At 67.2% G+C, this 25608-nt stretch carries 20 protein-coding genes and 2 tRNA genes; 11 read left to right on the top strand and 11 right to left on the bottom strand.

All coding sequences use genetic code 11. The annotated features are described in order from the left end of the window. Nucleotides 1–4: 4 nt before the first annotated feature. From ACR65J_RS04500 to ACR65J_RS04490, 3 genes are read right to left on the bottom strand one after another with little or no spacing between them, the layout of a single operon-like run. Nucleotides 5–1498, bottom strand: coding sequence for an APC family permease (locus ACR65J_RS04500; protein WP_440166430.1), 1494 nt, complete (start codon nt 1496–1498; stop codon nt 5–7). After that, nucleotides 1495–2706, bottom strand: a complete 1212-nt coding sequence (locus ACR65J_RS04495; protein WP_440166428.1) for a glutathionylspermidine synthase family protein — start codon at nt 2704–2706, stop codon at nt 1495–1497. The genes ACR65J_RS04500 and ACR65J_RS04495 overlap by 4 nt, the downstream gene beginning before the upstream one ends. A gap of 2 nt (nt 2707–2708) precedes the next feature. Then, on the bottom strand, nt 2709–3317 hold the full coding sequence (locus ACR65J_RS04490) for a Tat pathway signal protein (protein ID WP_440166426.1): 609 nt from the start codon (nt 3315–3317) through the stop codon (nt 2709–2711). A gap of 181 nt (nt 3318–3498) precedes the next feature. Here ACR65J_RS04490 and ACR65J_RS04485 point away from each other — a divergent pair, with 181 nt between their 5' ends. From ACR65J_RS04485 to yidC, 6 genes are all read left to right on the top strand, one after another. Further along, on the top strand, nt 3499–4152 hold the full coding sequence (locus tag ACR65J_RS04485) for an MOSC domain-containing protein (protein ID WP_440166424.1): 654 nt from the start codon (nt 3499–3501) through the stop codon (nt 4150–4152). 407 nt (nt 4153–4559) lie between these two features. Beyond that, nucleotides 4560–6650, top strand: coding sequence for a DEAD/DEAH box helicase (locus ACR65J_RS04480; protein ID WP_440166422.1), 2091 nt, complete (start codon nt 4560–4562; stop codon nt 6648–6650). Between the two features lie 299 nt (nt 6651–6949). Continuing rightward, nucleotides 6950–7021 (top strand) — tRNA-Thr (locus tag ACR65J_RS04475). Between the two features lie 60 nt (nt 7022–7081). Next, a tRNA-Met gene (locus ACR65J_RS04470) sits at nt 7082–7158 on the top strand. Nucleotides 7159–7471: 313 nt separating this feature from the next. After that, nucleotides 7472–8425: a hypothetical protein gene (locus ACR65J_RS04465; RefSeq protein ID WP_440166420.1), complete on the top strand. Its 954-nt coding sequence runs from the start codon at nt 7472–7474 to the stop codon at nt 8423–8425. Between the two features lie 138 nt (nt 8426–8563). After that, nucleotides 8564–9352 (top strand): membrane protein insertase YidC, encoded by a 789-nt coding sequence (gene yidC / locus ACR65J_RS04460; RefSeq protein WP_440166418.1) that lies wholly within the window; start codon nt 8564–8566, stop codon nt 9350–9352. A 9-nt stretch (nt 9353–9361) separates the two neighbouring features. On the opposite strand, the gene ACR65J_RS04455 is transcribed toward yidC, so the two are convergent. Together ACR65J_RS04455 and ACR65J_RS04450 are read right to left on the bottom strand one after the other, a co-directional pair. Further along, the gene (locus ACR65J_RS04455; RefSeq protein ID WP_440166416.1) at nt 9362–10261 is read right to left on the bottom strand and encodes an SDR family oxidoreductase; all 900 of its coding nucleotides are present in this window, start codon (nt 10259–10261) and stop codon (nt 9362–9364) included. Then, nucleotides 10258–10722: a nuclear transport factor 2 family protein gene (locus ACR65J_RS04450; RefSeq protein ID WP_440166414.1), complete on the bottom strand. Its 465-nt coding sequence runs from the start codon at nt 10720–10722 to the stop codon at nt 10258–10260. Before ACR65J_RS04450 ends, ACR65J_RS04455 begins: the two co-directional genes overlap by 4 nt. 92 nt (nt 10723–10814) lie before the next feature. On the opposite strand from ACR65J_RS04450, the gene ACR65J_RS04445 reads away from it, so the two are divergent. Together ACR65J_RS04445 and ACR65J_RS04440 are read left to right on the top strand one after the other, a co-directional pair. After that, nucleotides 10815–11474 (top strand): TetR/AcrR family transcriptional regulator, encoded by a 660-nt coding sequence (locus ACR65J_RS04445; RefSeq protein ID WP_440166412.1) that lies wholly within the window; start codon nt 10815–10817, stop codon nt 11472–11474. Nucleotides 11475–11541: 67 nt separating this feature from the next. After that, entirely contained in the window at nt 11542–12096 is a 555-nt protein-coding gene (locus ACR65J_RS04440) for a dihydrofolate reductase family protein (protein WP_440166410.1), read from the top strand. On the opposite strand, the gene ACR65J_RS04435 is transcribed toward ACR65J_RS04440, so the two are convergent. The 5 genes from ACR65J_RS04435 to ACR65J_RS04415 are packed head-to-tail and all read right to left on the bottom strand — an operon-like array spanning nt 12081 to nt 20207. After that, on the bottom strand, nt 12081–13301 hold the full coding sequence (locus ACR65J_RS04435; RefSeq protein ID WP_440166408.1) for an MFS transporter: 1221 nt from the start codon (nt 13299–13301) through the stop codon (nt 12081–12083). The two genes, ACR65J_RS04440 and ACR65J_RS04435, sit on opposite strands and share 16 nt — an antisense overlap. A 39-nt stretch (nt 13302–13340) precedes the next feature. Further along, nucleotides 13341–14138 (bottom strand): respiratory nitrate reductase subunit gamma, encoded by a 798-nt coding sequence (narI, locus tag ACR65J_RS04430; RefSeq protein WP_440166406.1) that lies wholly within the window; start codon nt 14136–14138, stop codon nt 13341–13343. 2 nt (nt 14139–14140) lie between these two features. Then, on the bottom strand, nt 14141–14761 hold the full coding sequence (narJ, locus tag ACR65J_RS04425; protein WP_440166667.1) for a nitrate reductase molybdenum cofactor assembly chaperone: 621 nt from the start codon (nt 14759–14761) through the stop codon (nt 14141–14143). An 11-nt stretch (nt 14762–14772) separates the two neighbouring features. Next, the gene (narH, locus tag ACR65J_RS04420; RefSeq protein WP_440166404.1) at nt 14773–16497 is read right to left on the bottom strand and encodes a nitrate reductase subunit beta; all 1725 of its coding nucleotides are present in this window, start codon (nt 16495–16497) and stop codon (nt 14773–14775) included. After that, nucleotides 16497–20207 carry a nitrate reductase subunit alpha gene (locus tag ACR65J_RS04415; protein ID WP_440166402.1) on the bottom strand — a complete coding sequence of 1237 codons (3711 nt, stop codon included), beginning with the start codon at nt 20205–20207 and terminating at the stop codon, nt 16497–16499. The genes narH and ACR65J_RS04415 overlap by 1 nt, the downstream gene beginning before the upstream one ends. Before the next feature lie 104 nt (nt 20208–20311). Between ACR65J_RS04415 and ACR65J_RS04410 the strand changes: the two genes are divergently transcribed. Then, the gene (locus ACR65J_RS04410; protein ID WP_440166400.1) at nt 20312–20968 is read left to right on the top strand and encodes an SDR family oxidoreductase; all 657 of its coding nucleotides are present in this window, start codon (nt 20312–20314) and stop codon (nt 20966–20968) included. Nucleotides 20969–20986: 18 nt separating this feature from the next. Further along, on the top strand, nt 20987–22558 hold the full coding sequence (locus ACR65J_RS04405) for a Na+/H+ antiporter (protein WP_440166398.1): 1572 nt from the start codon (nt 20987–20989) through the stop codon (nt 22556–22558). A 5-nt stretch (nt 22559–22563) separates the two neighbouring features. Here ACR65J_RS04405 and ACR65J_RS04400 read toward each other — a convergent pair whose 3' ends face one another. After that, nucleotides 22564–23775: an ROK family protein gene (locus ACR65J_RS04400; protein WP_440166395.1), complete on the bottom strand. Its 1212-nt coding sequence runs from the start codon at nt 23773–23775 to the stop codon at nt 22564–22566. Nucleotides 23776–23871: 96 nt separating this feature from the next. Here ACR65J_RS04400 and ACR65J_RS04395 point away from each other — a divergent pair, with 96 nt between their 5' ends. Then, nucleotides 23872–25584, top strand: coding sequence for a glycoside hydrolase family 13 protein (locus ACR65J_RS04395; protein WP_440166393.1), 1713 nt, complete (start codon nt 23872–23874; stop codon nt 25582–25584). Nucleotides 25585–25608: the final 24 nt, after the last annotated feature.

Below are 25608 nucleotides of genomic sequence, written 5' to 3'. Positions count from 1 at the left end.
CCAGTCATTTCGCCGCCAGGAAGTAGCCGCGGGTGGCGGGCAGGAAACGGCAGACGACGGCGAGGACCACACCGAGCGCCAGCAGCAGCACGCCGCTGACAAAAGCGCCGCCGACGCCGAAGATCTGGGTGTCACCGTAGGCCGGGTCCCACATCTGCACCGCCGAGATGAAGAACGCCGCGGTCAGCAGCAACGCCCCGGCCAGCGGCAGGATGCCGCGGAACCAGAGGTTGCGCACCGATTCCCGCAGCGTTCCACGGAAGTACCAGAAGCAGGCGAAGCCGGTCAGGGCGTAGTAGAACGCGATGAACAGGCTGATGGCACTGATGGAGTCCGCCAGGAGGTTTTCGCTCAGGAAGCTCATGGCCACGTAATAGGCCGCGGCCGCGCCGCCCATCACCCGGGTGGAAAAACCCGGCGTCTGGTTTCGCGGGTGCACTTCCGCGAACTTTGCCGGCAGCGCCCCGTGGACGCCCATGGAGAGGGTCCCGCGGGCTGTGGGCAGGATGGTGGTCTGGGTGGAGGAGAGGACGGACGCCAGAACCGCGACGACGATCAGCCAGCCCCATGGGCCCAGCACCACGTCCTTCATGGCCAGGAAGACGTCATCCTGGTTGGCCTCGTTGCCCAGGCCGATCCCCTCGGAGCCCACCGTGGCGTACATCATCACCAGCAGCGCCACGGAAACGTAGATCGCCACCAGCACGAAGGCGGAGATCACGGCGCCGCGGCCGGGGGTGGTGGACGGGTTCTCGGTCTCCTCGTTCACGGCAAGGCAGGTGTCCCAGCCCCAGTAGATGAAGAGGGCCAGGAGGGCTCCATGCACCACGGCACCGGGATCGGCGAAGGCGCCTGCAGGGTTGAACCACTCGAAATCAAAGGCCTGCCCCTCCGGCGCACCGCCCACGATCCGCACCACAATGGCCAGCGCAAAGAGGCCCAGCGCAATGTACTGGACATAGGTCAGGACGCGCTGGACGTGTTCGCCCAGCCGGATCCCGCGGTAGTTCACCAGGGTCATGAGGATGATGAACGCCAGCCCTGTGCCGGTAACCAGTAATTGGTTCTCCGCCAGAGATCCGTCGCCCACCAGCAGCCACAGGTACTGGCCGGCCACCTGCGCCAGGTTGGCCAGGACCACGATCCCGGCCAGCGCCACGCCCCAGCCGCCCAGCCAGCCGGCCCAGGGGCCGAAGGCCTGGCGGGACCAGGTGAACGTGGTGCCGCAGTCCGGGATGGCACTGTTGAGCTCGCGGAAGGCGTAAGCGATGAAGAGGACCGGGATGAAACCCAGCAGCAGGATCAGGGGCGTGTAGTTGCCGTTGACGGCAACAATCAGGCCCAGGGTGGCCGCCAGCGAGTATACCGGCGCGGTGGAGGCCAGCCCCAGCATCACCGAGTCGCCCAGATCCAGGATCCCGGCCCGCAGTCCCTTGGCAGGCACCGGGGTGCCCGGCCCGCCTCCGGAGGGTCCCGCCGTCGTCATGTCCGTACTCATAGGGCGATCCCTGCCTTGGTGGAGTCGGCCACCGCCGAAAGCGGCGCCGGTGCATCGATGGTGTTGGGCACGAAGCGGCAGAAGTAGTCCGTGACCGGCCCGTCCGATTCCCGGATGCCGCAGCCCACGGACTCGCCGTCAACCACCCACAGGCCCAGGACGGGACGGTTTCCGTCGAAGTCCGGGAGGGGGTGGTACTGCTGGTAGCACCAGCCCTCGCGGCCGTAGCCGCCGGGCTGCTCCAGCCTGATGCCGTCCGCGTGGATGCGGATGTTGTCGCCTTCGCGGCCGTGCAGGGGCTTGGCCACCCATTCCTTCAGCGGCCCGGGGTCAGTGAGGTACGCGGGCAGCAGGTTGGGGTGGTTGGGGTAGAGGTGCCACAAAGCGGCGAGCAGTGCCTTGTTGGACAGCAGCATTTTCCAGGCCGGCTCCACCCAGCGCGGGTTGTGGGCCCGCTCCAGCAGCCGGGGCCCGAACTCCTCCTTCATCATCAGCTCCCATGGGTAGAGCTTGAAGATGGTGCTGATCATGAAGTTGTCCAGGTCCACGAAGCGGTTCAGGTTGGGGTCCCACCCGATATCGGACATGTTGATGCCGATGGTGGTCCACCCGGCCTGGCCGGCCACGTCCCGCATGTAAGCAGCGGTCATCCAGTCCTCGCCGGATTCCTCCACCTCGGAATGGGCAACGTGCAGGGTGCTCATGCCGGTGCGGTACTGGAACTTCTTCCATTGCCGGATCAGCGCCTCGTGGATGCCGTTCCACTGGTCCTTTTCCGGGTGGACGTCCTGCAGCCAGAACCATTGGGCCACAGCGGCCTCGATGAGCCCGGTGGGGGTGTCCGCGTTGTATTCGAGCATTTTGGCCGGGCCGCCCTGGCCGTCGTAGATGAAGTCGAACCGGCCGTACACGTCCACGTCGCCGGCCTGCAAGGATTCCGCTGCCAGCTCCAAGGCCTGGGGGCCGATGCCGATGCTGCCCATGGCGCCGGTGGCCAGGAACTTGGCTGCCTCGAGGCACATCCGGTGCATGTCCTCGGCCACGAGCTCAAGGGTCTCCACCTCGTCCATGGTGAACTCGTAGTACGCCGATTCGTTCCAGTACTCGATCCGGCGCCCGTCATCCATGGTGGTGGTGGAGAAAACCAGGCCCTGCTCTTCTATCTTCTGCTTCCAGCCCTGCCGGGGCTCAGACAACATCCGTTTCATCCTCAGCCTCCCGAGACCTTGCCGCCGCCGCCGCTTGAACCGCTCTTGGCGCTTGAACCGAACCCGCCACGGCTGACCGTGCCGCCCTTGCTGCTGTAGCCCGTGGACGCCTTGGCGCCGGTGGGGACGCTGCGGGTGTAGTTGGGTGCGGTGGACCTGTTCTGGCCGATGGGGGGAACGCTTGCCCCGCGGGAGTAGAAGTACCAGGCGTAGATGCCGCCACTGCGGCCGGCGGAACTGTCGCAGTTGGTGTCCGCCACGCGCTCGCCGGTTTCGTCGTTGAAACAGACCTGTGCGTACTCAGGGTCATCCTCATTGCTGGCCACCACCGCCGTGATGGTGCCGGCCAGCAAAGCGGTCACGCCGAGGCCCACCACCACGGTGCGGCGCTGCGAGCGCTTCTTGCGGGCTGCCGCCTGGTTGAGCTGCTTTTCCCGCTCGCCCGCAAACGGATCCACGGGGGTGACGGGCTCGTTGAGGAGTTCGGGACGCAGCTCCGGTTTGGGGACCTGCCAGGGCGGTGGCTTGGCAGTGCTGCCGGCGCCACTGCCGGCGTCGTTTGCCGGCCCGGTTTCCGGTTCCTCTTTTGGGTCTTTCTGGTTCGAGTCCACGGCGTCCCCCTCAATTGGTCACGCGATTTGGGCGCAGCACTGCACCCCCAAATGCAAGTCTCGAATCAGCGTAGTCCCTGCCGATGCCGCCTGCGAGCAGGAATGCCCTGCGGCAAGGGGGGGAGAACTGCCCATTGCGGGTGCGTGCCGGCGCTGTGCCCCGGGACCCTAGACTGATGCCATGGAATCCGGTTCTGTCCTTGCCGTCTGCCGCGTCCACCAGCTGCTGGGGGACCAGAGCAGTGTTGGCGTCACGGCCATCGATAAGCGCCCGGCCGGTGGTCCGGTCAAGGTGCACAAGCTGGGCCTCCGCGGGGACATCCAGGCCGACAGGGCCCACCACGGCGGGGAGGACCAGGCCGTCTACGCCTACTCGCAGGCCGACGCGGACTTCTGGGCCGCTGCCCTGGGGCGGGAACTGCCGCCGGGCACCTTCGGGGAGAACCTGCGGGTATCCGGCATCGAAACCACCCACGCAGTGATTGGCGAGCGCTGGGCGGTGGGCTCCGGCGTCGAACTCGAAGTCACGTCCCCGCGCACCCCGTGCGCCACGTTCCAGCGCCGGATGAAGGAACCGCAGTGGGTGAAGCGCTTCACCGAGGAAGGTCGGGTGGGGACGTACCTGCGCGTCCTCCGCACGGGCAGCATCCAGGCCGGGGACACGATCGAGCGGACGTTCGTCCCGCGCCACGGCATCACCATTGGCAAATGGTTCAGCGAACCGGACGTGGACGTGATTGAGGCCCTCCGCGGAGCAGAGGACGACGGCGAGATCCGGCTCCAGGACGAGTACCACACCAAGTTTGGGGTACTGCTGCGGCGGCTGGGACGGTAGGGACCGCCCAGCAGCGCGGCTGGAGGGTGCGGTGTGTGCGCAAGCTCACCGCCGCCGTCGGCCGTTCAATTTCCGGTCCGCGGCGTCCGTGCCTTACACTTGAAACATCCCCCACTCCGGAAATCCCTTTTTCCTGCCCAATTCTTGAGGCAGGACTGGCAAGTGTTGGGGCCCGCGCAAGCGATGCGGGCATTTTCATAGGGAGAGCCGGCTAAAGAAAACGCTGTACAGACTGCTGGGATAGCAGCCAAGAGATGCAGCGCGAAGTCCTGCCACGGGATTGCGAAAGCGCCGGACTTCTGTGACCGGCCGGTCAATGTTTGCCCGGCACCATCGGCACGTGTACTGCGGCTCCGCTCACCTCGGGTAGTGCCGCCTGGCCCCCTATGGATGAGGAATAACTCTCTATGCCCGAAAACCAGAACGAAACCATCGACGCAGCGGCAACCGCTGAGACCACCGCCGTCGAATTCACCGAGGCTGCTGCCCCGGCAGAGCAGCCCGTTGCCACCGAACCCGAAGCCCCAGCTGGGGCGGCTCCTGCGGCCAAAGCCGCGGAAGACGACGACACCGTGAAGTTCGCCGACCTCGGCATCGACGGCCGCGTCCTGGCCGCCCTGCAGGATGTCGGGTACGAGAAGCCGTCCCCCATCCAGGCAGCAACCATCCCGCTGCTGCTCGAAGGCCGCGACGTTGTTGGCCTGGCCCAGACCGGTACCGGCAAGACTGCAGCATTCGCAGTGCCGGCACTGTCCCGCTTGGCTGAACTCCACGACCTCAACGGCCCGTCCCGCAAGACCCAGGCGCTGGTCCTGGCCCCCACCCGCGAGCTGGCCCTCCAGGTTGCCGAGGCCTTCACCTCCTACGCCAAGCACATCGACGACTTCACCGTCCTGCCCGTCTACGGCGGCTCCGCCTACGGTCCCCAGCTCGCCGGCCTGCGCCGCGGCGCCCAGGTGGTTGTGGGTACCCCCGGCCGCGTGATCGACCACATCTCCAAGGGCTCCCTGGACCTGTCCGAGCTCCAGTACCTGGTGCTGGACGAGGCCGACGAGATGCTGCGCATGGGCTTCGCCGACGACGTTGAGCAGATCTTCCAGCAGACCCCCTCTGACCGCCAGGTGGCGCTGTTTTCCGCCACCATGCCGAGCCAGATCCGCCGGATGTCAAAGCAGTACCTGAACGACCCCGCCGAGATCTCGGTGAAGTCCAAGACCACCACCGGCGCCAACACCCGCCAGCGGTACCTGCAGGTCATGGGGCCGCACAAGCTGGACGCCATGACCCGCATCCTCGAGGTGGAAGAGTTCGACGGCGTCATCGCCTTCGTGCGGACCAAGATGGCTACCGAGGACCTGGCTGACAAGTTGAAGGCCCGGGGCTTCCAGGCCGCAGCGATCAACGGTGACATCCCGCAGCAGCAGCGCGAACGTACCGTGGACGCGCTGAAGGAAGGCCGGATCGATATCCTCGTTGCTACCGACGTCGCCGCCCGCGGCCTGGACGTCGAGCGCATCAGCCACGTGATCAACTACGACATCCCGCATGACACCGAGTCCTACGTGCACCGCATCGGCCGCACGGGCCGTGCGGGCCGCTCCGGCGACGCCATCCTGTTCATGACGCCGCGCGAGAAGTACCTGCTGCGTTCCATCGAGAAGGCCACCCGCCAGCCGGTGGAGCAGATGCACCTGCCCACCGCCGAGACCGTGAACACGCTGCGTCTTGGCAAGTTTGCCGAGCGCATCACCGAGACCCTTGAGTCCGAGGACGTCTCGATGTTCCGCGACCTGATCGCTTCCTACGAGGAAGAGCACAAGGTGCCGGCAGCAGAAATCGCTGCGGCGCTGGCCGTTATGGCGCAGGGCGGACAGCCGCTCCTGGTCAAGGAACTGCCCGCGGCTCCCGAGTTCCAGAAGCGTGAGCGCTCCAAGGACGGCTTCGGCTCACGCGGCCCGACCCGTACGCTCACCGAGGGCAACGCCACCTACCGGATCGCCGTCGGACGCCGCCAGCGCGTCATGCCGGGTTCCATCGTGGGCGCCATCGCCAACGAGGGCGGCATTTCCTCGGCCCAGATCGGTGGCATCGACATCCGTTCGGACCACTCCCTCGTGGAGCTTCCCGCGGACCTGAGCCCCGAGCAGCTGCGCGCCCTGTCCCGCACCCGGATCGGCGGCGAGCTGATCCACCTTGAGCTGGACAACGGACGCAAGCCCTCGGGTGACCGAGGCGCCTACCAGGGCAACCGTGGCGGTGACCGCGGCGGCAACTTCAAGGGCAACGGCGGGTTCAAGAAGGAATTCCGGAAGAACGACGGCGAGCGGTCCTCGGCTGACCGCGGCGGACGTTCGTACAGCGACCGTTCAGAGCGTTCCTTCAGCGACCGCGGCCAGTCCGGCGACTCCCGCTTCGGCGGCCACGGCGACGGCTCCCGCAAGCCCCGCAGCGGCGGCGACAGCGGACACCGCGACTTCAACCGCAAGGGCAAGTGGTAAACCCTTCCGCAGGTTGAGGAATTGACGACGGCGATGGGCCGGCTTTCGAGCCGGCCCATCGGCCTTTAACCGGAAGCCGGATGTGGGGATGGACACATTCCCGTCCGGGCATGAAGGCGGGGAGCCTCTGAAAGGCGGTTTCCGCCGCCGTCCGCCCTGCTGCCCATGGCCCTCCCGCCCCGGAATTCCGCGGAAAATCCGGGTAGACGGTCCAGGAGACGACGTACCCAGGAGGCCGGAAGCTGCCCGGTACGCCGATTTGTTGGTGCGGAAATCTTCCGGTAGAGTATTTACTCGTTGCCCCCCTAGCTCAGTGGTAGAGCGCGTTCTTGGTAAGAACGAGGTCACCGGATCGATTCCGGTGGGGGGCTCTGAATGAGGGCCTGCGTCAAGGCGGTTTGACCGGCTTGACGCGGGTTTTTCTCATTCGTGGCGGTGTAGCTCAGTTGGTTAGAGCGCACGACTCATAATCGTGAGGTCGGGAGATCGAGCCTCCCCACCGCTACCAAGTAAGACCCCCGGAATCCCCGAGATTCCGGGGGTCTTTTCGTTGCCTGCAGTAGGCCCACCCAAACACAAAAGCGTCTATGCGGAACGCCATGACCCGGAGGCCTCAGTGCCTTCCGATTGGCACGTACCCTGCGCGGCATGTAACGTTTAGGTCACCGGTTGGCACACACGCTTGGGGGAGCGTCCTGAACGCTCTTGCGTGTGCTAAGTCCCAGGCCTGTGCCTTGCATTCCGCAGACCGTAACCCTGTCCGGGCAGGGCACCCTGGTGTCGCTGCCCCATCCGCACTCCCATGAAGAGGCTCAGTTTTCATGCGCAGAAACCATCTGCTCGCCGCCGGCATGCTCTCGGCACTCCTTGCCACAACCGCCTGTGGCACCGTCACCGGCGCCGCCAACCCCTCCGCCCCATCGCCGGGCTTTAGCTCCGCCGGCATCGAGGCCAGCGCCAGCACTTCCAAGGACACGCCGCCCGACCAGGTGGGCGCCTCCCAGCGCATTGCCGCCGACAGGGCTGCCGCGGCAGCCCAGGCCGGGAAGGCGGCCACTGAGGCCAAGGAAGCCGAAGAAGCCGCAGCTGCGGAGAAGGTGGCCAAGACCGAGGCCCAGGCAGCCGCAGCAGCCGCAAAGGTGGCTGCCGGCGCCCCGGCAGCCGGCAAGGCCGCCGCGTCAGTTCCCTTGCCCGCCACGATTCCTTCCGCCGCGGCAAAGCCCGCACCCGCGCCCGCTGTCCCGGCGCCCGCGGCCCAGCCGTCCTCCGAGCGGATTGTCACCACCACGTACACCACGGCGTACACCTGGTTCGACAACACCCCTGCCGGGTCGGCAACCATCAGCCACCCTGTGCTGCATCAGTCTGCCGGCGGCACAGGCACCTTTGAAGACCCCATCACCATCGCTGTAGGGCACTCGTTGGCTACGGGGCAGGACATCCTCGACTTTCCCGCAGGCACGCGCATCTACCTCCCGGACGTCCGCCGCTACTTCATCGTGGAGGACACCTGCGGCGATGGCAACGATCCCCAGGGCGGCCCGTGCCACCAGGGCGCCAACGCGAACGGAACCAACTCCACCATCTGGATCGACATGTGGATTGGCGGCAAGGGTGTCAGTTCCGGTGCCGCCGACCAGTGCGCCAGCAGGGTGACCAACATCAACACCGCGGTCTTCAACCCGGTCAGCGACTACGTGGTGGCGCCGGGCGCAGGAGTGATCCATGACGGCCGATGCGATGCAGGCTACGGCAACGCACTCGTGAAGAAGTAACTGACGGGACGGGCCCGCCGGAACCAGGTGGTGACCGAAGCGGGGGCCGGCGAAACCGCCGGCCCCCGCTTGCTGCTTAACCGTGACAACCGGGGTGATCCGAAGTAGCTTGGCAGCAACTGGCGGATTGGGGACTCGGTGGACTTTTTCACGGCGGTGATGGAACCGTTCCGGTGGCTGGTGTCCGTCATCATGGTGGCTTTCCACGATGGACTCAGGGCGGCGGGCATGCCCGCGGCAGGCGGTTGGACCTGGACGCTGTCCATCATCGGGCTGGTACTGGTGATCCGCGCGGCGTTGATCCCGGTGTTCCTGGCGCAGGTCCGGGCCCAGCGCCGGATGCGGCAGCTGCAGCCGGACCTGAAGGAGCTCCAGGACAGATACAAAGGCAGGACGGACCAGGCGTCGCGGCAGGCCATGGCCCAGGAACAGATGGCCCTGTACAGGAAACATGGCACCAACCCGTTCTCTGCGTGCCTGCCGCTCCTGATCCAGGCGCCGTTCTTCCTGGCCCTGTTCCAGGTGCTGTCCGGGATCTCCAGCGCCGCGCCCCAAGGCGCAGGAATCGGAGCCCTGGGCCGGGACCAGGTGGTCCAGTTTGACTCCTCCAGCATCTTTGGAGCCCCGCTGTCCGCCTCCCTGTTGCACGGCGGCGGGGACCAAGCCGCCGTGGCGGTGCTCGCCGTCGTCATGATCCTGGTGATGATCGCCTGCCAGTTCCTCACCCAGAAACTCGTGGCGGCGCGGAGCATGGCGGGGCAGGACGCCGATAGTCCCCTGATGCGCCAGCAGCGGGTCCTCCTCTATGTCCTGCCGTTGATCTTCGGTGTTGGCGGCATCTTCTTCCCCATCGGCGTCCTGGTCTACTGGACGGTCTCCAACGCTTGGACCCTGGCCCAGCAGTTCCTGGTGTCGCGCCGGCCTTGATCGAGGGGGTCAGTGGCCGGCCAGCGCCTGCGACTGCTCCTTCAGGAAGTCGGTGACCGACCTTGGATTGATTCCGCGTTGGCGGAGGGGTTTGTCATCCCAGGTGGCCTCCTCGATATCCGAAGACAACCCGGCGCCCAGCGCAGAAGCCATGGCGTCGTTCCTGCGTTTCAACATAAGCGTGGCCAGCCGCGCCACGGGGCGCGGCATGCGCTGCACCTTCATGGGGCGGTGGGACAGTTCCCCTGCCAGCCCAATGATCTCGTTCGTGGTCAGGGGCTCGGGTCCGCCCACGTCGATCTGTGCCGGCGGAGCGGGCTCCAGCGCCACAGCGGCGAGGAGGGCGGCAATATCCCCGCTGGATACCAGCCGACGGCGGTTGTCGCCCTTGCCGATGACGGTTGCCTTTCCCGCCGCGAGGTCGAACCGGGCGGCGCGGCTGAGTTGGACTTCCTGCAAGCCGTCGGAGCGGACCACCACGGCGCGCATGGGGGAGTCCGCCAGGCGCCGCTCAATGGCGAGCTTGGCCTGTTCCAGCGGGGTCCGCCGCCTGGCGCCGCCGATCGGGAAGGACAGGTAGACAAAGCGCTGCACGCCGGCGGCCTCCGCGGCATCAACAAAATGGCCCATGCCCACCTCGTCGACGTCCCGAATGGTGGCGGAACTGGTCCCCGCAAACCGGCGGGTGATCGCCGTTGCCGTGGCAATCACCGTTTCGACGCCCTCGCACGCGGGCGCCAGCGTCGCAGGTTCGGTGAGGTCGCCGCGCACAATCTGCGCGCCGATCGCCCGGAGCGGTGAATCGTCAGTGGTGGGCCGGACCAGGCAGCGGACATCCTGCCCGGATTCACGCAGCAGCCGGGCCACCCGGCCGCCCAGGTCACCCGTTGCCCCCACCAGGAGGATCATGGCCCTGCTCCTTCCGGGCCGGCTCCGGTGACGGCCTGGACCGCGGCATTCACGTCCGCCGTATCCCTTTCGACAGGCTCCAGGTAGAACCTGACGGCCACGATCCGGTCGCCACGGACGCTGAAGATTGCCACGCCGGCCTGCTCGACGGCGCTGCCGTCCAGGCGGGTGCCACGCGATCCCCATTCGACCCATACTTTGCCGCCGGTGCCGGTGCCGGTGCCGGTTGCCGAGTCCAACACTGTCACGGTGAGGTCAGGGATCCCTGCGAACAGCGCGGACCAGTTCTTCCGTACCTGCGCACTCCCGGTGAAGCTGCGGGCGGGGTGGTTGGGGGTGATATTGACGTAGTCGTCTGCGAACTCGGCCATCATGGCATCGAGGTCGCGCCGCTGGGCTGCGGAAAACATTCGGCGCACAGGGCCGTCGGGGAGGCGGTCCACGCCGTCTGGCGTGTCCATGGAAAAGCTCCTTGATGCCTCGCCGGGCGAGGCTGTCACCTGTTAGATTGATTTAAATACAGTTAGCTGTATTGATTGGAGTTTAAGACCGCATGCAGAGCCCAGTCAATGCCTCCGGGAAACGCCCCGCGAGGCGAAGTTATGACGCACGGCGGCGCCGGCAGCTCGCTGCGGAGTCGCTGCACAGGGTCCGGGCGCATGCCAGGGAGCTGTTCCTCACACAGGGATTTGGGGCGACGACGATTGCCCAGATTGCCCGTGCTGCCGGGGTATCCGCCGAGTCGGTCTACAAGAACTTTGGCAGCAAGGCGGGGCTGGTCCGCGCCATTTACGAGGAGAGCCTCCTTGGTGCGGGCGGCCCGCCGGCCGAACAGAGGTCCGATCTCGCCCAGACAACGGAAACGGACCCGGTACGCCTGATGGAGCGGTTCGGCCGGTTCACCACGGAAATCAGTCCTATCGGCGCCCCGGTCTACCTGCTCATCAGGGATGCGGCGGCCAGCGGCGACGCTTCCATGGCGGCACTGCTGCGTGACGTGGACGATGCCCGTTACCGCCGGATGCTGCACAATGCGCGGCAGCTGGTGGGCAGGGGGCTCCTCCGGCCCGGCCTCAGTACGGCCGAGGCTGCCGACATCATGTTCACCTCCACCGCCGCCGAACTCTACGAGACCCTGGTGATCAAGCGGGAATGGTCCGCCGAACGCTACGGCACCTTCATTGCCCGGACCCTGGCGGCAAACCTGCTGTGACCCGCGCCGGCCGCCAAACCCCGGCGCGTCCCTGTTCCCCGCAGGATTCCCCCGGCAGAATGGGCCCATGGCGCAGCTGATCTACTCCGCAATCATGTCCCTGGACGGTTACACCGCAGACACGGACGGCAACTTCAACTGGTCCGCGCCGGACGAGGAAATCCACGCTTTCGTCAACGACCTGGAGCGGGATGTGGGCACCTACCTCCTGGGCCGCCGGATGTATGAGGTGATGTCGGTCTGGGAAACCATGGACACGCGGGATGAGCCGCCGGTCATCCAGGACTATGCCCGCATCTGGCAGGGGGCGGACAAGGTGGTCTACTCAACCACGCTGGACACCCCCAGTACCCCGAAAACCCGCCTGGAGCGGCAGTTCCTCCCGGAAGCCGTGCGGGACCTCAAGGAGGACAGCGACCGGGACATCAGCATCGGCGGCCCCACCCTCGCGGCGCACGCCCTCAAAGCCGGGCTGGTGGATGAGTGCCAGCTGTTCATCAACCCGGTGGCCGTCGGCGGCGGCCTGCGTTTCCTGCCGGACGGACTGAAGGCACGGCTGGAGTTGCTGGAGGAGCGCCGGTTCGGCAACGGGGTGGTGTACCTGCGTTACCGTGCCCGCTGAACCGCTGCCGTCCCGGCCCGTGGCTGGACCGCGAGCAGGGTGAACAGGAGGGCCACCAGGGCTGTTCCCACCAACAGGAGCAGCCCGATCGAATAGCTGCGCGTCGCGGCGTCGTAGGTTGCGCCCATGACCAGCGGGGGAAAATAGCCGCCCAGGCCGCCCGCCGCGCTGACGATGCCGCTGATGCTGCCCACTTTTCCTGCCGGGGACAGGACACCAACCCACGCGAACACCCCGCCCGTCCCCAGCCCCAGCGCCGCAGCCATGGCAACGAACGTGGCACCTGCGGGAACCTCGCCGTCGGGCCGCAGGTTCACCACCCAGCCCAGGACCGCGACGGCAGCCAGCGCCACGAGCACCACGGGCTTGGAGCCCAGCTTGTCCGCCAGCACCCCGCCAACGGGACGGGCCAGGACGGCGGCCAGGGCAAATCCGGCCGTCCGGGCGCCGGCGCCGGCAGGATCGAAGCTGTAGACGTCGCGCAGGTAGGTGGGCAGGTAGGTGGCGAACGACACGAAGCCACCAAAGACAACTGCGTACAGGAAGCACATCTTCCACGTGACGGCCGTCCTGGCCGCGTCCAGGAGTTTGGGCAGCACGGGCGCGTGGTTGGGGGCCCAGCCCGGTGATTCCTTCATGACAAACCAGACCAGTGCCGCCATCGCGGCCAGGACCCCGGCGATCAGCAGGTGGGTGGGAAAGTACCCGATCGCGGCCACCAGCCGCGGATTCAGGAAAGCAGCCAGCGCCGTCCCGCCCATGCCGGCGCCAAAGACGCCGGTGGCGAAGCCCCTGCGTGCCGGTTCGTACCAGGCACTGACGAACGGGATCCCCACGGCGAACACCGTCCCCGCCACGCCGAGCAGCAGCCCCGCCCCCAGCACCAGCGCAAAGGAACTGATGAGGCCGCCCACGGACACCAGGAGGATGGGCGGGATGGCGGCCAGCAGGACAAAGGTGAACATGGCCCTGCCGCCGTACTTGTCCGTGAGCGTGCCCACTACGATCCGTCCCAGCGAACCGACGAACACCGGCATGGCCACCAGGATCCCCGTGGTGGCCGGCGTCAGGGACAGGTTCTGGGTGTAGAAGGCACCCAGTGTGGCCACCGAGTTCCACGCCCAGAATCCTGCCACCGACGCCGCCGTGGCCAGCGCCAGGTTCAGCGCCCTGCCGGTCACTGGCGTTGAGGTTGTTCCGGCCACTGCTTGCTCCTCACCACATCATCCAAAACGCACCGCCGGTCAGCGGTTGCGCGTGTCCCTGTCCGGCGTGCCCACGGCGGACCAGCCCCGGCCCTTGGTCTCCCTGTCCCGTGACCGGTAAACGATGTATGGGCGGAACAGGTAGTGCAGGGGCGCGGTAAAGGCGTGCACCAGCCGCGTGAACGGCCAGATGACGAACAGCGCCATCCCCACCAGCGTGTGCAGGTGGAAGGAGAACGGCGCGGCCGCCATCGCCGCAATATCCGGCTGGAAGATAAACAGCGACCGGAACCACGGCGCCACCGTTTCCCGGTAGTTGTGCCCGTGTTCGCCCTCGAACACGCTGGCCAGCGTGGTCCACAGGCCAAACACGATGGCAGCAGTCAGCACCACATACATGGTCTTGTCGTTCTTGGTGGTGGCCATGAACACCGGCCCCGTGGTGCGCCGCCGGTAGATCAGCAGCGCAATTCCGCCCAGCGTTCCCACACCGGCGATGCCGCCCACCAGCAGGGCATTGAAGTGGTAGAACTCCTGGCTCATGCCCGCCGCCGCCGTCCAGGCCATCGGAATCACCAGGCCGAAGAAATGCCCGGCGATGACGGCCAGCAGCCCGAAGTGGAACAGCGGGGAAGCGATCCGCAGGAGCCGGGATTCATACAGCTGGGAGGACCTGGTGGTCCAGCCGAACTGGTCGTACCGGTACCGCCACACCAGCCCGCCCACCAGCACCACCGCCATGACGTAGGGCAGCACGCCCCACAGGACGGTGTCCCAGGTGTTAACGACGACGGCGGCTCCCGGCTCCGTCTCGAGCATCGCCCCGAGTGCCCGCATGGTCAGCCCCTCCTGACGGGCAGCAGCCGCGGGTCATAGGGGTCGAGCCCCACGCTTTCGGTGGGTGGTCCGTATCCGGCCATGCGCATCACTTCCTGCTCGTCCTGCGGTGACTTTCCGGGCAGCGTGGCGCAGATGGCCGCCAGGATCCCGCTGTGCGGCAGGTTGTCCCGCAGCAGCCCGAGCCGGAGCATCTCAAGGCTGGCCCGGTAGCGCTGCAGCAGTTCGCGTCCGGCGGCCCCATCAACCCGGGCCGCGAATTCCAGCACCATGGGCAGGTAGTCCGGGAGTTCCCCGTCCAGGTCCACCAGGACACCGCTGTGCCGGTAGGCCTCCTTGAAGAGGCCCAGCACTTCTCCGCGGCGGCGGGTGTCCCCGTCCGTCCAGTAGCTCAGGTGCAGGGCATGCCGCCTGCCGAGGTCGAATTCCCGGACGTACTGGGCCTGCAGTTCCATGGGCGGGGTGGCTGCCAGCAGGTCCAGCACCGGCGCGAACCCGGGCAGGGCGCCGGGAAATTCGGACAGCGCGGCCCGGACCAGGGGAACCCGCTCCACCAGTTCCTCGTCCGGGTAGGACAGGCACCAGGCCGCGGCAAGGTAGACCACCTGGTCGCGGCGGGTCATGGCTGGCCGGTTCACTGTTGGTCCTCGGCACCGGCAAGGGTGTCCGGGGCCGGGCCGCCGTCCGGGGAATGCCTGTCCGGGTAATCCTTGTCCGGGAAGAGTCCGGGAGGTGCGCCGCGGCCATCCCAGTTCAACAGGTTCACCCTCCCGCGCAGGCTTGTTCCTGCCGCGATGGTGTCCGAGCTCTGCCGGTCCCGCAGCGCGTTGAACGTGTCCACGGCCACCGGGACGGGCCTGCCGCTCGCCTCGCCGAACGGTGCTGAATCCTGCATGCCCGGTCCGCCGTCGAAATCCAGCGAACAGCCCAGCTCCTCCAGGTCGTGGGCCTGCTCCACGTGGGCTGTGGGAATGACGTAGCGCTCGCTGTACTTGGCGATGGCCATCAGCCGGTACATGTCGTACATCGTCTGCCCGTCCATGCCCACCGCCTCCGGGATGGACTCGTCGGGGTCCTCGCCCATGCTGATGCCGCGCATGAAGGAACGCATGGCCGCAAGCTTCCGCAGGACGGCGGTGACCCGTTCCGTATCCCCGGCGGTGAAGAGTTCGGCGAGGTACTCCACCGGGATCCGGAGGGCGTCGATGGCGCCGAACAGGTTGCCGGTGTCCTCGCCGTCGTGGCCCTGGTCCCGCAGCAGGTCCACCACCGGGGAGAGCGGCGGCACGTACCAGACCATGGGCATGGTGCGGTACTCCGGGTGCAGCGGCAGCGCCACCTTGTAGACCTTGGCCAGGGCGTAGACGGGGGACCGGCGGGCCGCGTCCAGCCAGTCCTCCGGGATGCCCTGCGCCCTGGCCTCGGCCTGGACGCGCGGGTCGTGGGGGTCCAGCAGCACATCCATCTGGGCGTCGTAGAGGTCCTGCGGGTCGGTGACGGACGCTGCCGCAGTGACGGCATCGGCGTCGTACAGGAACAACCCCAGGTAGCGCAGCCGGCCCACGCATGTTTCGGAGCAGACGGTCGGCAGGCCAACCTCCACGCGGGGGTAGCAGAACGTGCACTTCTCGGCCTTGCCGGTCTTGTGGTTGAAGTAGATCTTCTTGTAAGGGCAGCCGGTGACGCACTGGCGCCAGCCGCGGCAGCGGTCCTGGTCCACCAGCACGATCCCGTCCTCCACCCGCTTGTAGATGGCGCCCGACGGGCAGGACGCCATGCAGGACGGGTTCAGGCAGTGCTCGCAGATCCGGGGCAGGTAGAACATGAAGGTCTGCTCATAGGCGAACTTGATCTTGTCCTCTGACTCGCGCCGGACCTTCTCCACGATGGGATCCAGGTGGCCGTGGTCCTGCGAGCCGCCCAGGTTGTCATCCCAGTTCGCGGACCAGGTGATCTTAGTGTCTTCACCGGTGATCAGGGACTTGGGCCGGGCCACGGGGAAGTCGTCGCCCAGGGGTGCGTCCACCAGGGTCTTGTAGTCGTAGGTCCAGGGCTCGTAGTAGTCCTTGAGCTCCGGCTGGACAGGGCTGGCGAAGATGCCGAACAACTTCTTGACCCTGCCGCCGACCTTCAGCGTCAGCTTGCCGCGGCGGTTCAGGGTCCAGCCGCCGTACCAGCGGTCCTGGTCCTCATAACGGCGGGGGTAACCCTGCCCGGGCCGGGTCTCCACGTTGTTGAACCACACGTACTCCATGCCGGCACGGTTGGTCCATGCCTGCTTGCAGGTCACGGAGCACGTGTGGCACCCGATGCACTTGTCCAGGTTCATCACCATGCCCATTTGGGCCATCACACGCATCAGTACTGCACCTCCTGCGAGCGGCGGCGCACCGTGGCCACCATGTCGCGCTGGTTTCCGGTGGGGCCAAGGTAGTTGAACGCGTACGCCAGCTGCGCGTAGCCGCCGGCCAGGTGCGAGGGTTTCACCAGCAGCCGGGTCACGGAGTTGTGGATTCCGCCGCGCCGGCCGGTCGCCTCCGATTTCGGGACATCGATGGTGCGTTCCTGGGCGTGGTGGACGTAGACCACGCCTGCCGGCATGCGGTGGCTGACGATCGCGCGTGCCACCAGGACGCCGTTGACGTTGGTGCACTCCACCCAGTCGTTGTCCCGGACCTTGATGGCGTCGGCGTCGGCCGGGCTCATCCAGACGGTCGGTCCGCCGCGGGACAGGGACAGCATCAGCAGGTTGTCCTGGTATTCGGAGTGGATGGACCACTTCGAGTGCGGTGTCAGGTACCTGACCGTCACCTCCATGGCGCCGTCCGAGCCGAGCCGCGGTTCGCCGAACAACCGGTGCATGTCCAGCGGCGGCCGGTAGATGGGCAGGGCCTCGCCGATGTCGATCATCCAGTCGTGGTCCAGGAAGAAATGCATCCTGCCGGTGAGGGTGTGGAAGGGTTTGAGCCGTTCGATGTTGATGGTGAACGGGGCGTACCGCCGCCCTCCGGTCTCGGAGCCGGACCACTCCGGGGACGTGATCACGGGGACCGGACCTGCCTGGGTCTGGGCGAAGGTGATGAACTTTTCCTCCGAGCCCTCCGCCAGGTCCGCCAGCTTCCTTCCGGTGCGGACCTCCAGGTCCTTGAAGCCCTGCACGGACAAGGCGCCGTTGGTGGTGCCGGAGAACGCCAGGATTGCTTCCGCCATTTTTGAATCGGTGTCCATGGCCGGCCGGCCGTCCGCCGCGCCGCCCAGCATCACGCCGTTGGCATGGCTGAGGCGGGCCAACGGTTCGGCCATTTTGTAGGTGACATTCTTGACGGTGAAGCCCAGTTTGTCGGCCAGGGGCCCGACGGCGGCGAGCTTGTCCGCGATGGCCGTGTAGTCCCGCTCCACCACGGAAAAGACGGGCATATTCTGCCCCGGCACCGCAGGGATGTCCGGGTCCCGCCAGTCGCGGACCCGGCCGCCGGGCTGGGCGAGCTGGCCCGGGGTGTCGTGCTGCAGCGGGATGCTGACGAGGTCGCGGCGGACGCCCAAGTGGGTTTTTGCCTGCCGGGAGAATTCCCGGGCCAGGAGGTGGAAGGTGTCGAAGTCCGTCTTGGTTTCCCACGGCGGGTCGATTGCGGGGCTGAAGGCGTGCACGAACGGGTGCATATCCGTGGAGGAAAGGTCATGCTTTTCGTACCAGGTGGCGGCCGGGAACACGACGTCGGACAGCAGCGTGGTGGACGTCATCCGGAAGTCGGCGGAGACCAGGAGGTCCAGTTTCCCCTCCGGCGCTTCCTGGTGCCAGGCCACGTCCCGGGGCTTGAGTTCCTCTGCGCTGTCCCCGCCCAGGACGTTGTTGTGGGTTCCCAGCAGGTTGCGGAGGAAATACTCGTTGCCCTTCGCGGATGAACCGAAGAGGTTGGACCGCCACAGCACCAGGGTCCGCGGCCAGTTGGCCGGGGCGTCCACGTCCTCGATGGCAGGGTTGAGGGAGCGGTTCTTCAGCGCTTCGGCGATGTAGGAAGGTGCGTCGGCGGCGGTCCCGGCGGCCACGGCGGCCTCCGCCTCATCGGCCACGTCCAGGGGGTTGCGGTCGAACTGCGGGTAGAAAGGCATCCAGCCCAGCCGGGCGGACTGGGCGATGGCGTCCGCCGTGTGCATGCCGTCCAGCTTTCCGGTGGACAGAGGGGATTTGAGGGCGTCGGCGGAGTACCCGTCCTGCCGCCACTGGTCCGTGTGCATGTACCAGTAGCTGGTGCCGGTCATGGTCCGCGGCGGCCGTGACCAGTCCAGGGCATTGGCCAGGGACACCCAGCCGGTGATTGGCCGGGTCTTTTCCTGGCCCACGTAGTGCGCCCAGCCCCCGCCGTTGCGGCCCATGCAGCCGGTGAGCATCACCAGGGCCAGCACCGCCCGGTACGTGGTGTCACCGTGGAACCACTGGCAAATGCCCGCGCCCATGATGATCATGGAGCGGCCCTGCGACTGCTCTGCATTGCGGGCGAACTCCCGAGCCACCCGGATGCAGGCCTGGGCAGGGACGCTGGTGATCTCCTCCTGCCAGGCCGGTGTGTAAGGGGTGGCGGCGTCGTCGTAGCCGGCCGCCCACTCGCCGGGCAGGCCGTCCCTGCCCACGCCGTACTGGGCAAGCATCAGGTCGAACACGGTGGTCACCAGCTGGCCGTCCACCTCCATGACCGGGACACCCCTGCGGAGGATGCTGCCTTCGCCGCCTGCGTCCTCGAAACAGGGGAGCAGGATTTCGGCGCTCTCCCCGGACACTTCCCGGAGGGACAGGGCGGGCTCCATCCCCTCAAGGTCCAGGTTCCACTTGCCTTCGCCGCTGCCCGAGTACCGGAACCCCATCGACCCGTTGGGGACCGCCGGCCGCCCCGCGGCCTTGTCGAACAGGACGGTGCGGAACGCCGCATCCTCAGCCGTGGACTCCCCGGGGACGTCGAGGGCGGTGAGGAACTTCGACGGCGTGAGGGCGCCGTCGTCGGTCTTCTCCAGCCTGACCAGGAAGGGAAGGTCCGTGTACTGCTTCACGTAGTCGGTGAAGAACGGCACCTGCCGGTCCACGAAGGATTCCTTCAGCATGACGTGGCCCATGGCCATGGCCAGTGCAGCATCGGTTCCGGCCTGCGCCGGGAGCCATTCGTCTGCGAATTTGGTGTTGTCCGCGTAGTCGGGGCTGACGGTGACCACCTTGGTGCCGCGGTACCGGACCTCGGTCATCCAGTGCGCATCCGGGGTGCGCGTGACCGGAACGTTGGAACCCCACATCATGAGGTAGCGGGCGTCCCACCAGTCTCCGGATTCGGGAACGTCGGTCTGGTCGCCGAACACCTGGGGGCTGGCGACGGGAAGGTCGGCGTACCAGTCGTAGAAGGACGTCATCACCCCGCCGATGAGCTGGATGAAGCGGGTCCCCACCGCGTGGGACACCATGGACATGGCCGGGATGGGGGAGAAGCCCGCGCAGCGGTCCGGGCCGTACGTTTTGATGGTGTTCACGTGGGCTGCGGCGGCAATCTCGATGGCTTCCTGCCAGGAGACGCGCACCAGGCCGCCCTTGCCGCGGGCCTGCTGGTAGCGCCGCCGCTTTTCCGGGTCGGCAGCGATCTCTGCAAAGGCCAGCACTGGATCGCCCAGCCGGGCTTTGGCCTCCCGGTACATCTCCACCAGGACTCCGCGGGCATATGGAAAGCGGACGCGGGTGGGGGAGTAGGTGTACCAGGAAAAGGCCGCCCCGCGGGGACAGCCTCTTGGTTCATACTCCGGGCTGTCCGCGCCCACGGACGGGTAGTCCGTCTGCTGCGACTCCCAGGTGATGATGCCGTCCTTGACGTACACCTTCCAGGAGCACGAACCGGTGCAGTTCACCCCGTGCGTGGAGCGGACCACCTTGTCATGGCTCCAGCGGTCGCGATAAAAGATGTCACCCTTGCGGCCGCCCTCCCGGAACACCGCCCTGCCGTCCTCTGTCTGGTCCCACCTCGTGAAGAAACGGCCCAGCTTCAACATTGCTTCTGATGCGGGTCCATCTAGCCCCGCATGGGGTCCGGCAGCCATGCCCCCAAGCTAGGCAGGCGCTTTAAAGGCGGGATAGGGCACAAAGGCCCTGTTCAGGGCCAAATGGCTTCAGCGTGCAGGTGCCGGGAAGGCAGAATGGGTGCATGACACGCATCGCCATCATCGGCGGCCACGGCAAAGTGGCCCTTCTCCTGTCCGCACTCCTCACCGGCGAGGGCCACTCCGTCACCTCGTTCATCCGCAATCCGGACCACGCCGGCGACGTCGCCGGCACCGGCGCAACGCCGGCCGTGCTGGACGTGGAGAATTCGACGACCGAGGCCATCGCCGGGGCCCTCGCCGGACACGACGCCGTGGTCTGGTCCGCCGGCGCAGGGGGCGGCAGCCCGGAGCGCACCTACGCCGTGGACAGGGATGCCGCCATCCGCTCCATGGATGCCGCTGTCCAGGCCGGGGTGAACCGGTACGTCATGGTGTCCTACTTCGGTGCCGGTACGGACCACGGGGTGCCGGAGGACAACAGCTTCTTTGCGTACGCGGAGGCCAAGGCGGCAGCGGACGAGTACCTGCGCGGCACCGGGCTGGCCTGGACCATCCTTGGCCCTGGCGCACTGACGGACAAGCCCGGAACGGGACTGATCGACGTCGACCCTTCGCCGGAAGGGGACCGGGACACCTCCCGTGCCAATACGGCCATCGTGGCAGCAGCCGTGCTGGACCTGCCCCAGACCGCCGGCCGGACCATCGAATTCCGCGACGGCACGCTGCCCGTGGCGGCGGCCCTGGAACCGCGCCCGTAACCGCCGGGGAAGCGGCTCATGGACCAGCTCGCCCTCATCATCGGACTGCTGCTGGCCACGGTGGTGGCTGTGGGCCTGGGGGACAGGCTGAAGCTGCCGTACCCGGTCCTGATGCTCCTCCTGGCAGTGGCGCTGACCTTCATCCCGGGCTTTCCTGACCTGGAGATTGCCCCAGAGCTCATCCTGCCCATCTTCCTGCCGCCATTGCTGTTTGCCACCGCCCAGCGGAGTTCGTGGGCGGTGTTCCGGGTCCGGTGGCGCACGCTGCTCCTGATGGCCGTGGCCCTGGTGGTCATCACCACGGCGGTTGTGGCCGGCGCGGCGTGGCTGATGATTCCCGGCATAGGGGTTCCCGCGGCCATCGCCCTCGGGGCCATGGTGGCGCCCCCGGATCCTGTGGCCGTGGAGTCGGTGGCGGGCCGGGTGCACATGCCGCGCCGCCTGATCACGGTCCTTCAAAGCGAGGGACTATTCAACGACGCCGCCGCCATCGTGATCTTCCAGGCGGCCGTGGCCGCCGCCGTGGGCGGCACCAGGGTGCAGGCCGACGTCGTCCTGCAGTTCCTGGTGGGCGCGGCACTTGCCGTCCTGGTGGGCATCGCCATGGGCTGGCTGATCGCCCTGGTCACCCGGCTGGTCACATCCATGGTGGCCCGCAGCGCTGTGACCCTGGTGGTGCCTTTCGCCGCGTACATCCTCGCCGAGGAGGTGCACGCCTCAGGTGTCATTGCCGTGGTGGTGACCGCCCTTGAAATGCAGCGCCACGCCCGCCCGCAGGACGCGGCCGAACGCGTCACGCGGACTGCTTTTTGGGATGTGGTGGAACTGCTGGTCACCGGGCTGGCCTTCGGCCTGGTGGGGCTGGAAATCCGCCATGTGGTCCGCGATGAGGGGACGGAAATCTTCGGCATGATCGGGGTGGCCGTCGTGGTCTGCGTCCTGGTCTTCGCGGTCCGCTTCCTGTGGCTGGGTGTCCTGGCCCTTGGCGCCCGCAACCGCCGGAACCTCCTGCAGCCCACGTCCCTGAAGGAAGTCCTCATCCTGACCTGGTGCGGCATGCGCGGGCTGGCCACCCTGGCATTGGCCCTGGCCCTGCCGCTCACCCTGGCGGATGGGACGCCTTTCCCGGGCCGGGACTACCTGCTGGTGATTGCCTGCGCGGTGCTGCTTGCCACGCTGGTCCTTCCCGGGCTGACGCTGCCGTGGTTGATGCGTTTCCTCAAGGCCTCCGAGGACGGTACAGCCGAACGCGACGCCGTCCGGCTGCTGGCCACACGTGCGCAGGCAGCGGCGGTCGCGGCCCTGAAGCAGCACGACCTGATGACGGACCTGCCGCCGGAGAAAGTGGCGCTGGTCAGGGACCGGATGCGGCGCCTGCACGCGGAGCTGACGGACGGGAGCCTGAGGAACGAACCGCTGGCAGAAAAGCGCCAGCGGGGACGTGAGCTGGCCATCGCCGTCCAGACCATCGCGCTTGACGCGGCGCGGCAGGAAGTGGTGGCGGCCCGCAACGAGCCGGACATGGACCCGGAGGTGGCGGACCGGGTGCTCCGTCAGCTGGACCTGCGGACCATGGTCATGCCGGAGTAACGGGTTCAGGCCGGAGTAACGGGCCCCGCCAGCACCAGGTCCAGCGAGTTCCCCTCCACATAATCGAGGGCGCGGCGCACGGCGCCCACCGTCACGATGGAATCGCCCAGCGGGGATACTGCCACGCGTGCGGGGGTGGCAGTGTATTCAGCCAGGCGCTCGCTGATGGGGTCAAGGAGCACGTGGGCCGAATCTGCCACCCCGCCGCCGATTACCACCAGCTCGGGGTTGAGCATGGTGGCCACGGTCCCCACCACCCGGGCCATCCTGTCCGCCAGCCGGTCCAGGATGCCCATCGCCACGGCATCGCCTTGGGCTGCGGCGGCGAAGACCTGCTCTGCCTCCACCCGCCCGGGCTGGACGTCACGGAGGGCTGTGGGGCTGTCCGTGGCCAGGGCTTCGGCCGCCCAGGTCCGGGCCAGGTGGGCAATGCCATAGGTATCGCCCACGCCTTCCACCAGGTTCAGGTACGCGAGCTCCCCGGCACTGCCCCGCGTTCCGTGGACCAGCCGGCCGCCCTCCACAATGCCAGAGCCCAGCCGCTCACTGGCCAGGATCACCACCACATCTTCAATACCCGCGGCTGCCCCCTGCCAGCGGTCACCCAGGGCCGCAAGGTTGGCGTCGTTTTCCAGCAGCACGGTCCAGCCGCGGGTTTCCTTGAGGGCCGGCCGCAGTCCCACGTCGAACAGCCCCCAGAATGTCTGCGTGGCCACTACGTCCCCGTGCCGGTCCACCGGCGCGGCGACCCCCGCGCACACGGCCAGCACCTGTCCTGGTTCCGCTCCTGCGGAGCCAAGGGCGGCCATGGCCACGCCGTCGATAAAGGCGGTGCGTTCCCGGGAGTTGACGTCCCCGGCCTGGAAGGGGCGGCTGGACCGGCCAAGGGTCTTGCCCCGGAGATCCGATACCACCGCGGTGACTTTGGAGTAGCCGATGTCCATGCCCAGCACCACGCCGGCCCGCTCATTGAGCTCGAATCGGCGTGCCGGGCGGCCCTTCCGGTACCCGCCGAACTCCCGCTGGTTCTCCAGCTCCTGGATCCAGCCCCGCCGGACCAGGTCCTCGCAGACAGCGATGGTGGTAGCCCGCGTCAGGCCGGTGGCAGCCATGACGTCGGTGACGGTCACCGCTCCCGAGGCGCGCATGAACTCCAGGACAGCGCCGGCACTGACCCGCCGCAGCAGCTGGGGAGTCGCCGGAACCGGTTCAGGCATGCTGTTGACCTTCCTGTCCAAAACACCAGATAATACTTGAGGAAGTAAATTTAGACTCAATATAAATATAGCCGCACTGAAGAAAAGGGTCAGTCCTTGTCCACCACCGCCACTCTGGCAACCCTGTCCGACTCTGACCGTCTGGCCGACCCCAACTGGTGGCGCCAGGCCTCCGTCTACCAGATCTACCCCCGCAGCTTTGCCGACTCCAATGGCGACGGCATCGGCGACCTGAAGGGCATCACCGCCAAGGTCCCGTACCTCAAGACGCTGGGCATCGACGCCGTGTGGCTGAGCCCGTTCTACCCGTCCGCGCTCGCCGACGGCGGCTACGACGTGGACGACTACCGGGACGTCGACCCCAAGCTGGGTACCCTGGCTGACTTTGACGAGATGGCCAAGGCACTGCACGAAGCCGGCATCAAACTGATCGCGGACATCGTCCCCAACCATTCCTCCGACCGCCACAAGTGGTTCCAGGAGGCGCTTGCGTCCCCCAAGGGCTCCCCGGCCCGCGACCGCTACATCTTCAGGGACGGCAAAGGCCCCAACGGTGAGTTCCCGCCGTCGGACTGGGACTCGGTGTTTGGCGGCCCGGCGTGGGAGCGCATCACCGAACCCGACGGCACCCCCGGCCAGTGGTACATGCACATCTTCGCCAAGGAACAGCCGGACCTGAACTGGTCCAACCGCGAAATCCGCGACGACTTCCTCAAGACCCTGCGTTTCTGGTCCGACCGCGGAGTGGACGGTTTCCGCGTTGACGTGGCACACGCCCTCACCAAGGACCTCACCGAGCCGCTGCTCTCCAAGCTTGAACTGAGCGCCGCCAACACCGGCGTTGACGGATTTGACGACGGCACGCACCCGTTCTGGGACCGCGACGAAGTGCACGAGATTTACGCCGAATGGCGCGAGGTCTTCAACGAGTACAACCCGCCGCGCACCGCCGTCGCCGAAGCCTGGGTGCACGCCACCCGGCGTGCCCGCTACGCCAGCCCCCAGGGCCTCGGCCAGGCGTTCAACTTCGACCTCCTTCAGGCTGATTTTGACGCCGCCGAATACAAGGAAATCATCACCCGCAACCTCGCCGAGGCCGCGGCCACCGGCGCCTCCTCCACCTGGGTGTTCTCAAACCACGACGTGGTGCGGCACGCCACCCGCTATGGCCTGCCGCAGGTAGCCAAGGAAAAGGCCGGCGCCAAGGGCCAGGACGGCAAGGACTGGCTGCTCGCCGGCGGCCCCAAGGACCAGTTGGACGTCGAGCTCGGTGAACGGCGCGCCCGCGCCGCCACTCTGCTGATGCTGGCTGTTCCCGGCTCCGCGTACCTCTACCAGGGCGAGGAGCTGGGCCTGCAGGAAGTGGCCGAGATTCCCGAGTCGGAACGCCAGGACCCGTCCTTCTTCCGTAACAAGGGCGTGGAGATCGGCCGCGACGGCTGCCGGGTCCCACTGCCCTGGAAGGTGGAAGGTACGTCCTTCGGCTTCGGCGACGGCGGGTCCCACCTGCCGCAGCCCGATTGGTTCAGCAAGTACGCCGTCGAGGCCCAGGACGGAACCGAGGGATCCACGCTGGAGCTCTACCGCAAGGCCCTGAAGCTGCGCCGCGAACTGCTCACCGGTGAAGAGCTGGAGTGGATGGAGAGCGGCAACCCGGACGTCCTGCACTTCAAGCGCCCCAACGGGTGGCAGTCCGTGACCAACTTCGGGAACACCGCCGTGGACCTTCCCGCCGGCACGGTCCTGGTCAGCAGCGCCCCGTTGGAGGACGGCAAGCTGCCGGCCAACACCACCGCATGGCTGCGCTGATCCTGGATCCCGCGGACGCCCGGG

The sequence above is a fragment of the Arthrobacter sp. SAFR-044 genome (assembly GCF_059414985.1).
Note: the sequence above shows the minus strand (reverse complement) of the source record. Positions and strands in the feature narration are given on the sequence as shown.

Bases quoted from the DNA above. Each gene is read 5' to 3' on its own strand.
- ACR65J_RS04445 (WP_440166412.1), top strand. From the start codon at position 10,815: ATGCAGAGCCCAGTCAATGCCTCCGGGAAACGCCCCGCGAGGCGAAGT.
- ACR65J_RS04495 (WP_440166428.1), bottom strand. From the start codon at position 2,706: ATGAAACGGATGTTGTCTGAGCCCCGGCAGGGCTGGAAGCAGAAGATA.
- ACR65J_RS04485 (WP_440166424.1), top strand. From the start codon at position 3,499: ATGGAATCCGGTTCTGTCCTTGCCGTCTGCCGCGTCCACCAGCTGCTG.
- ACR65J_RS04440 (WP_440166410.1), top strand. From the start codon at position 11,542: ATGGCGCAGCTGATCTACTCCGCAATCATGTCCCTGGACGGTTACACC.
- ACR65J_RS04480 (WP_440166422.1), top strand. From the start codon at position 4,560: ATGCCCGAAAACCAGAACGAAACCATCGACGCAGCGGCAACCGCTGAG.
- narH (WP_440166404.1), bottom strand. From the start codon at position 16,497: ATGCGTGTGATGGCCCAAATGGGCATGGTGATGAACCTGGACAAGTGC.
- narI (WP_440166406.1), bottom strand. From the start codon at position 14,138: ATGCGGGCACTCGGGGCGATGCTCGAGACGGAGCCGGGAGCCGCCGTC.
- ACR65J_RS04455 (WP_440166416.1), bottom strand. From the start codon at position 10,261: ATGATCCTCCTGGTGGGGGCAACGGGTGACCTGGGCGGCCGGGTGGCC.
- ACR65J_RS04450 (WP_440166414.1), bottom strand. From the start codon at position 10,722: ATGGACACGCCAGACGGCGTGGACCGCCTCCCCGACGGCCCTGTGCGC.
- ACR65J_RS04415 (WP_440166402.1), bottom strand. From the start codon at position 20,207: ATGGCTGCCGGACCCCATGCGGGGCTAGATGGACCCGCATCAGAAGCA.
- ACR65J_RS04405 (WP_440166398.1), top strand. From the start codon at position 20,987: ATGGACCAGCTCGCCCTCATCATCGGACTGCTGCTGGCCACGGTGGTG.
- ACR65J_RS04465 (WP_440166420.1), top strand. From the start codon at position 7,472: ATGCGCAGAAACCATCTGCTCGCCGCCGGCATGCTCTCGGCACTCCTT.
- narJ (WP_440166667.1), bottom strand. From the start codon at position 14,761: ATGACCCGCCGCGACCAGGTGGTCTACCTTGCCGCGGCCTGGTGCCTG.
- ACR65J_RS04500 (WP_440166430.1), bottom strand. From the start codon at position 1,498: ATGAGTACGGACATGACGACGGCGGGACCCTCCGGAGGCGGGCCGGGC.
- ACR65J_RS04400 (WP_440166395.1), bottom strand. From the start codon at position 23,775: ATGCCTGAACCGGTTCCGGCGACTCCCCAGCTGCTGCGGCGGGTCAGT.
- ACR65J_RS04410 (WP_440166400.1), top strand. From the start codon at position 20,312: ATGACACGCATCGCCATCATCGGCGGCCACGGCAAAGTGGCCCTTCTC.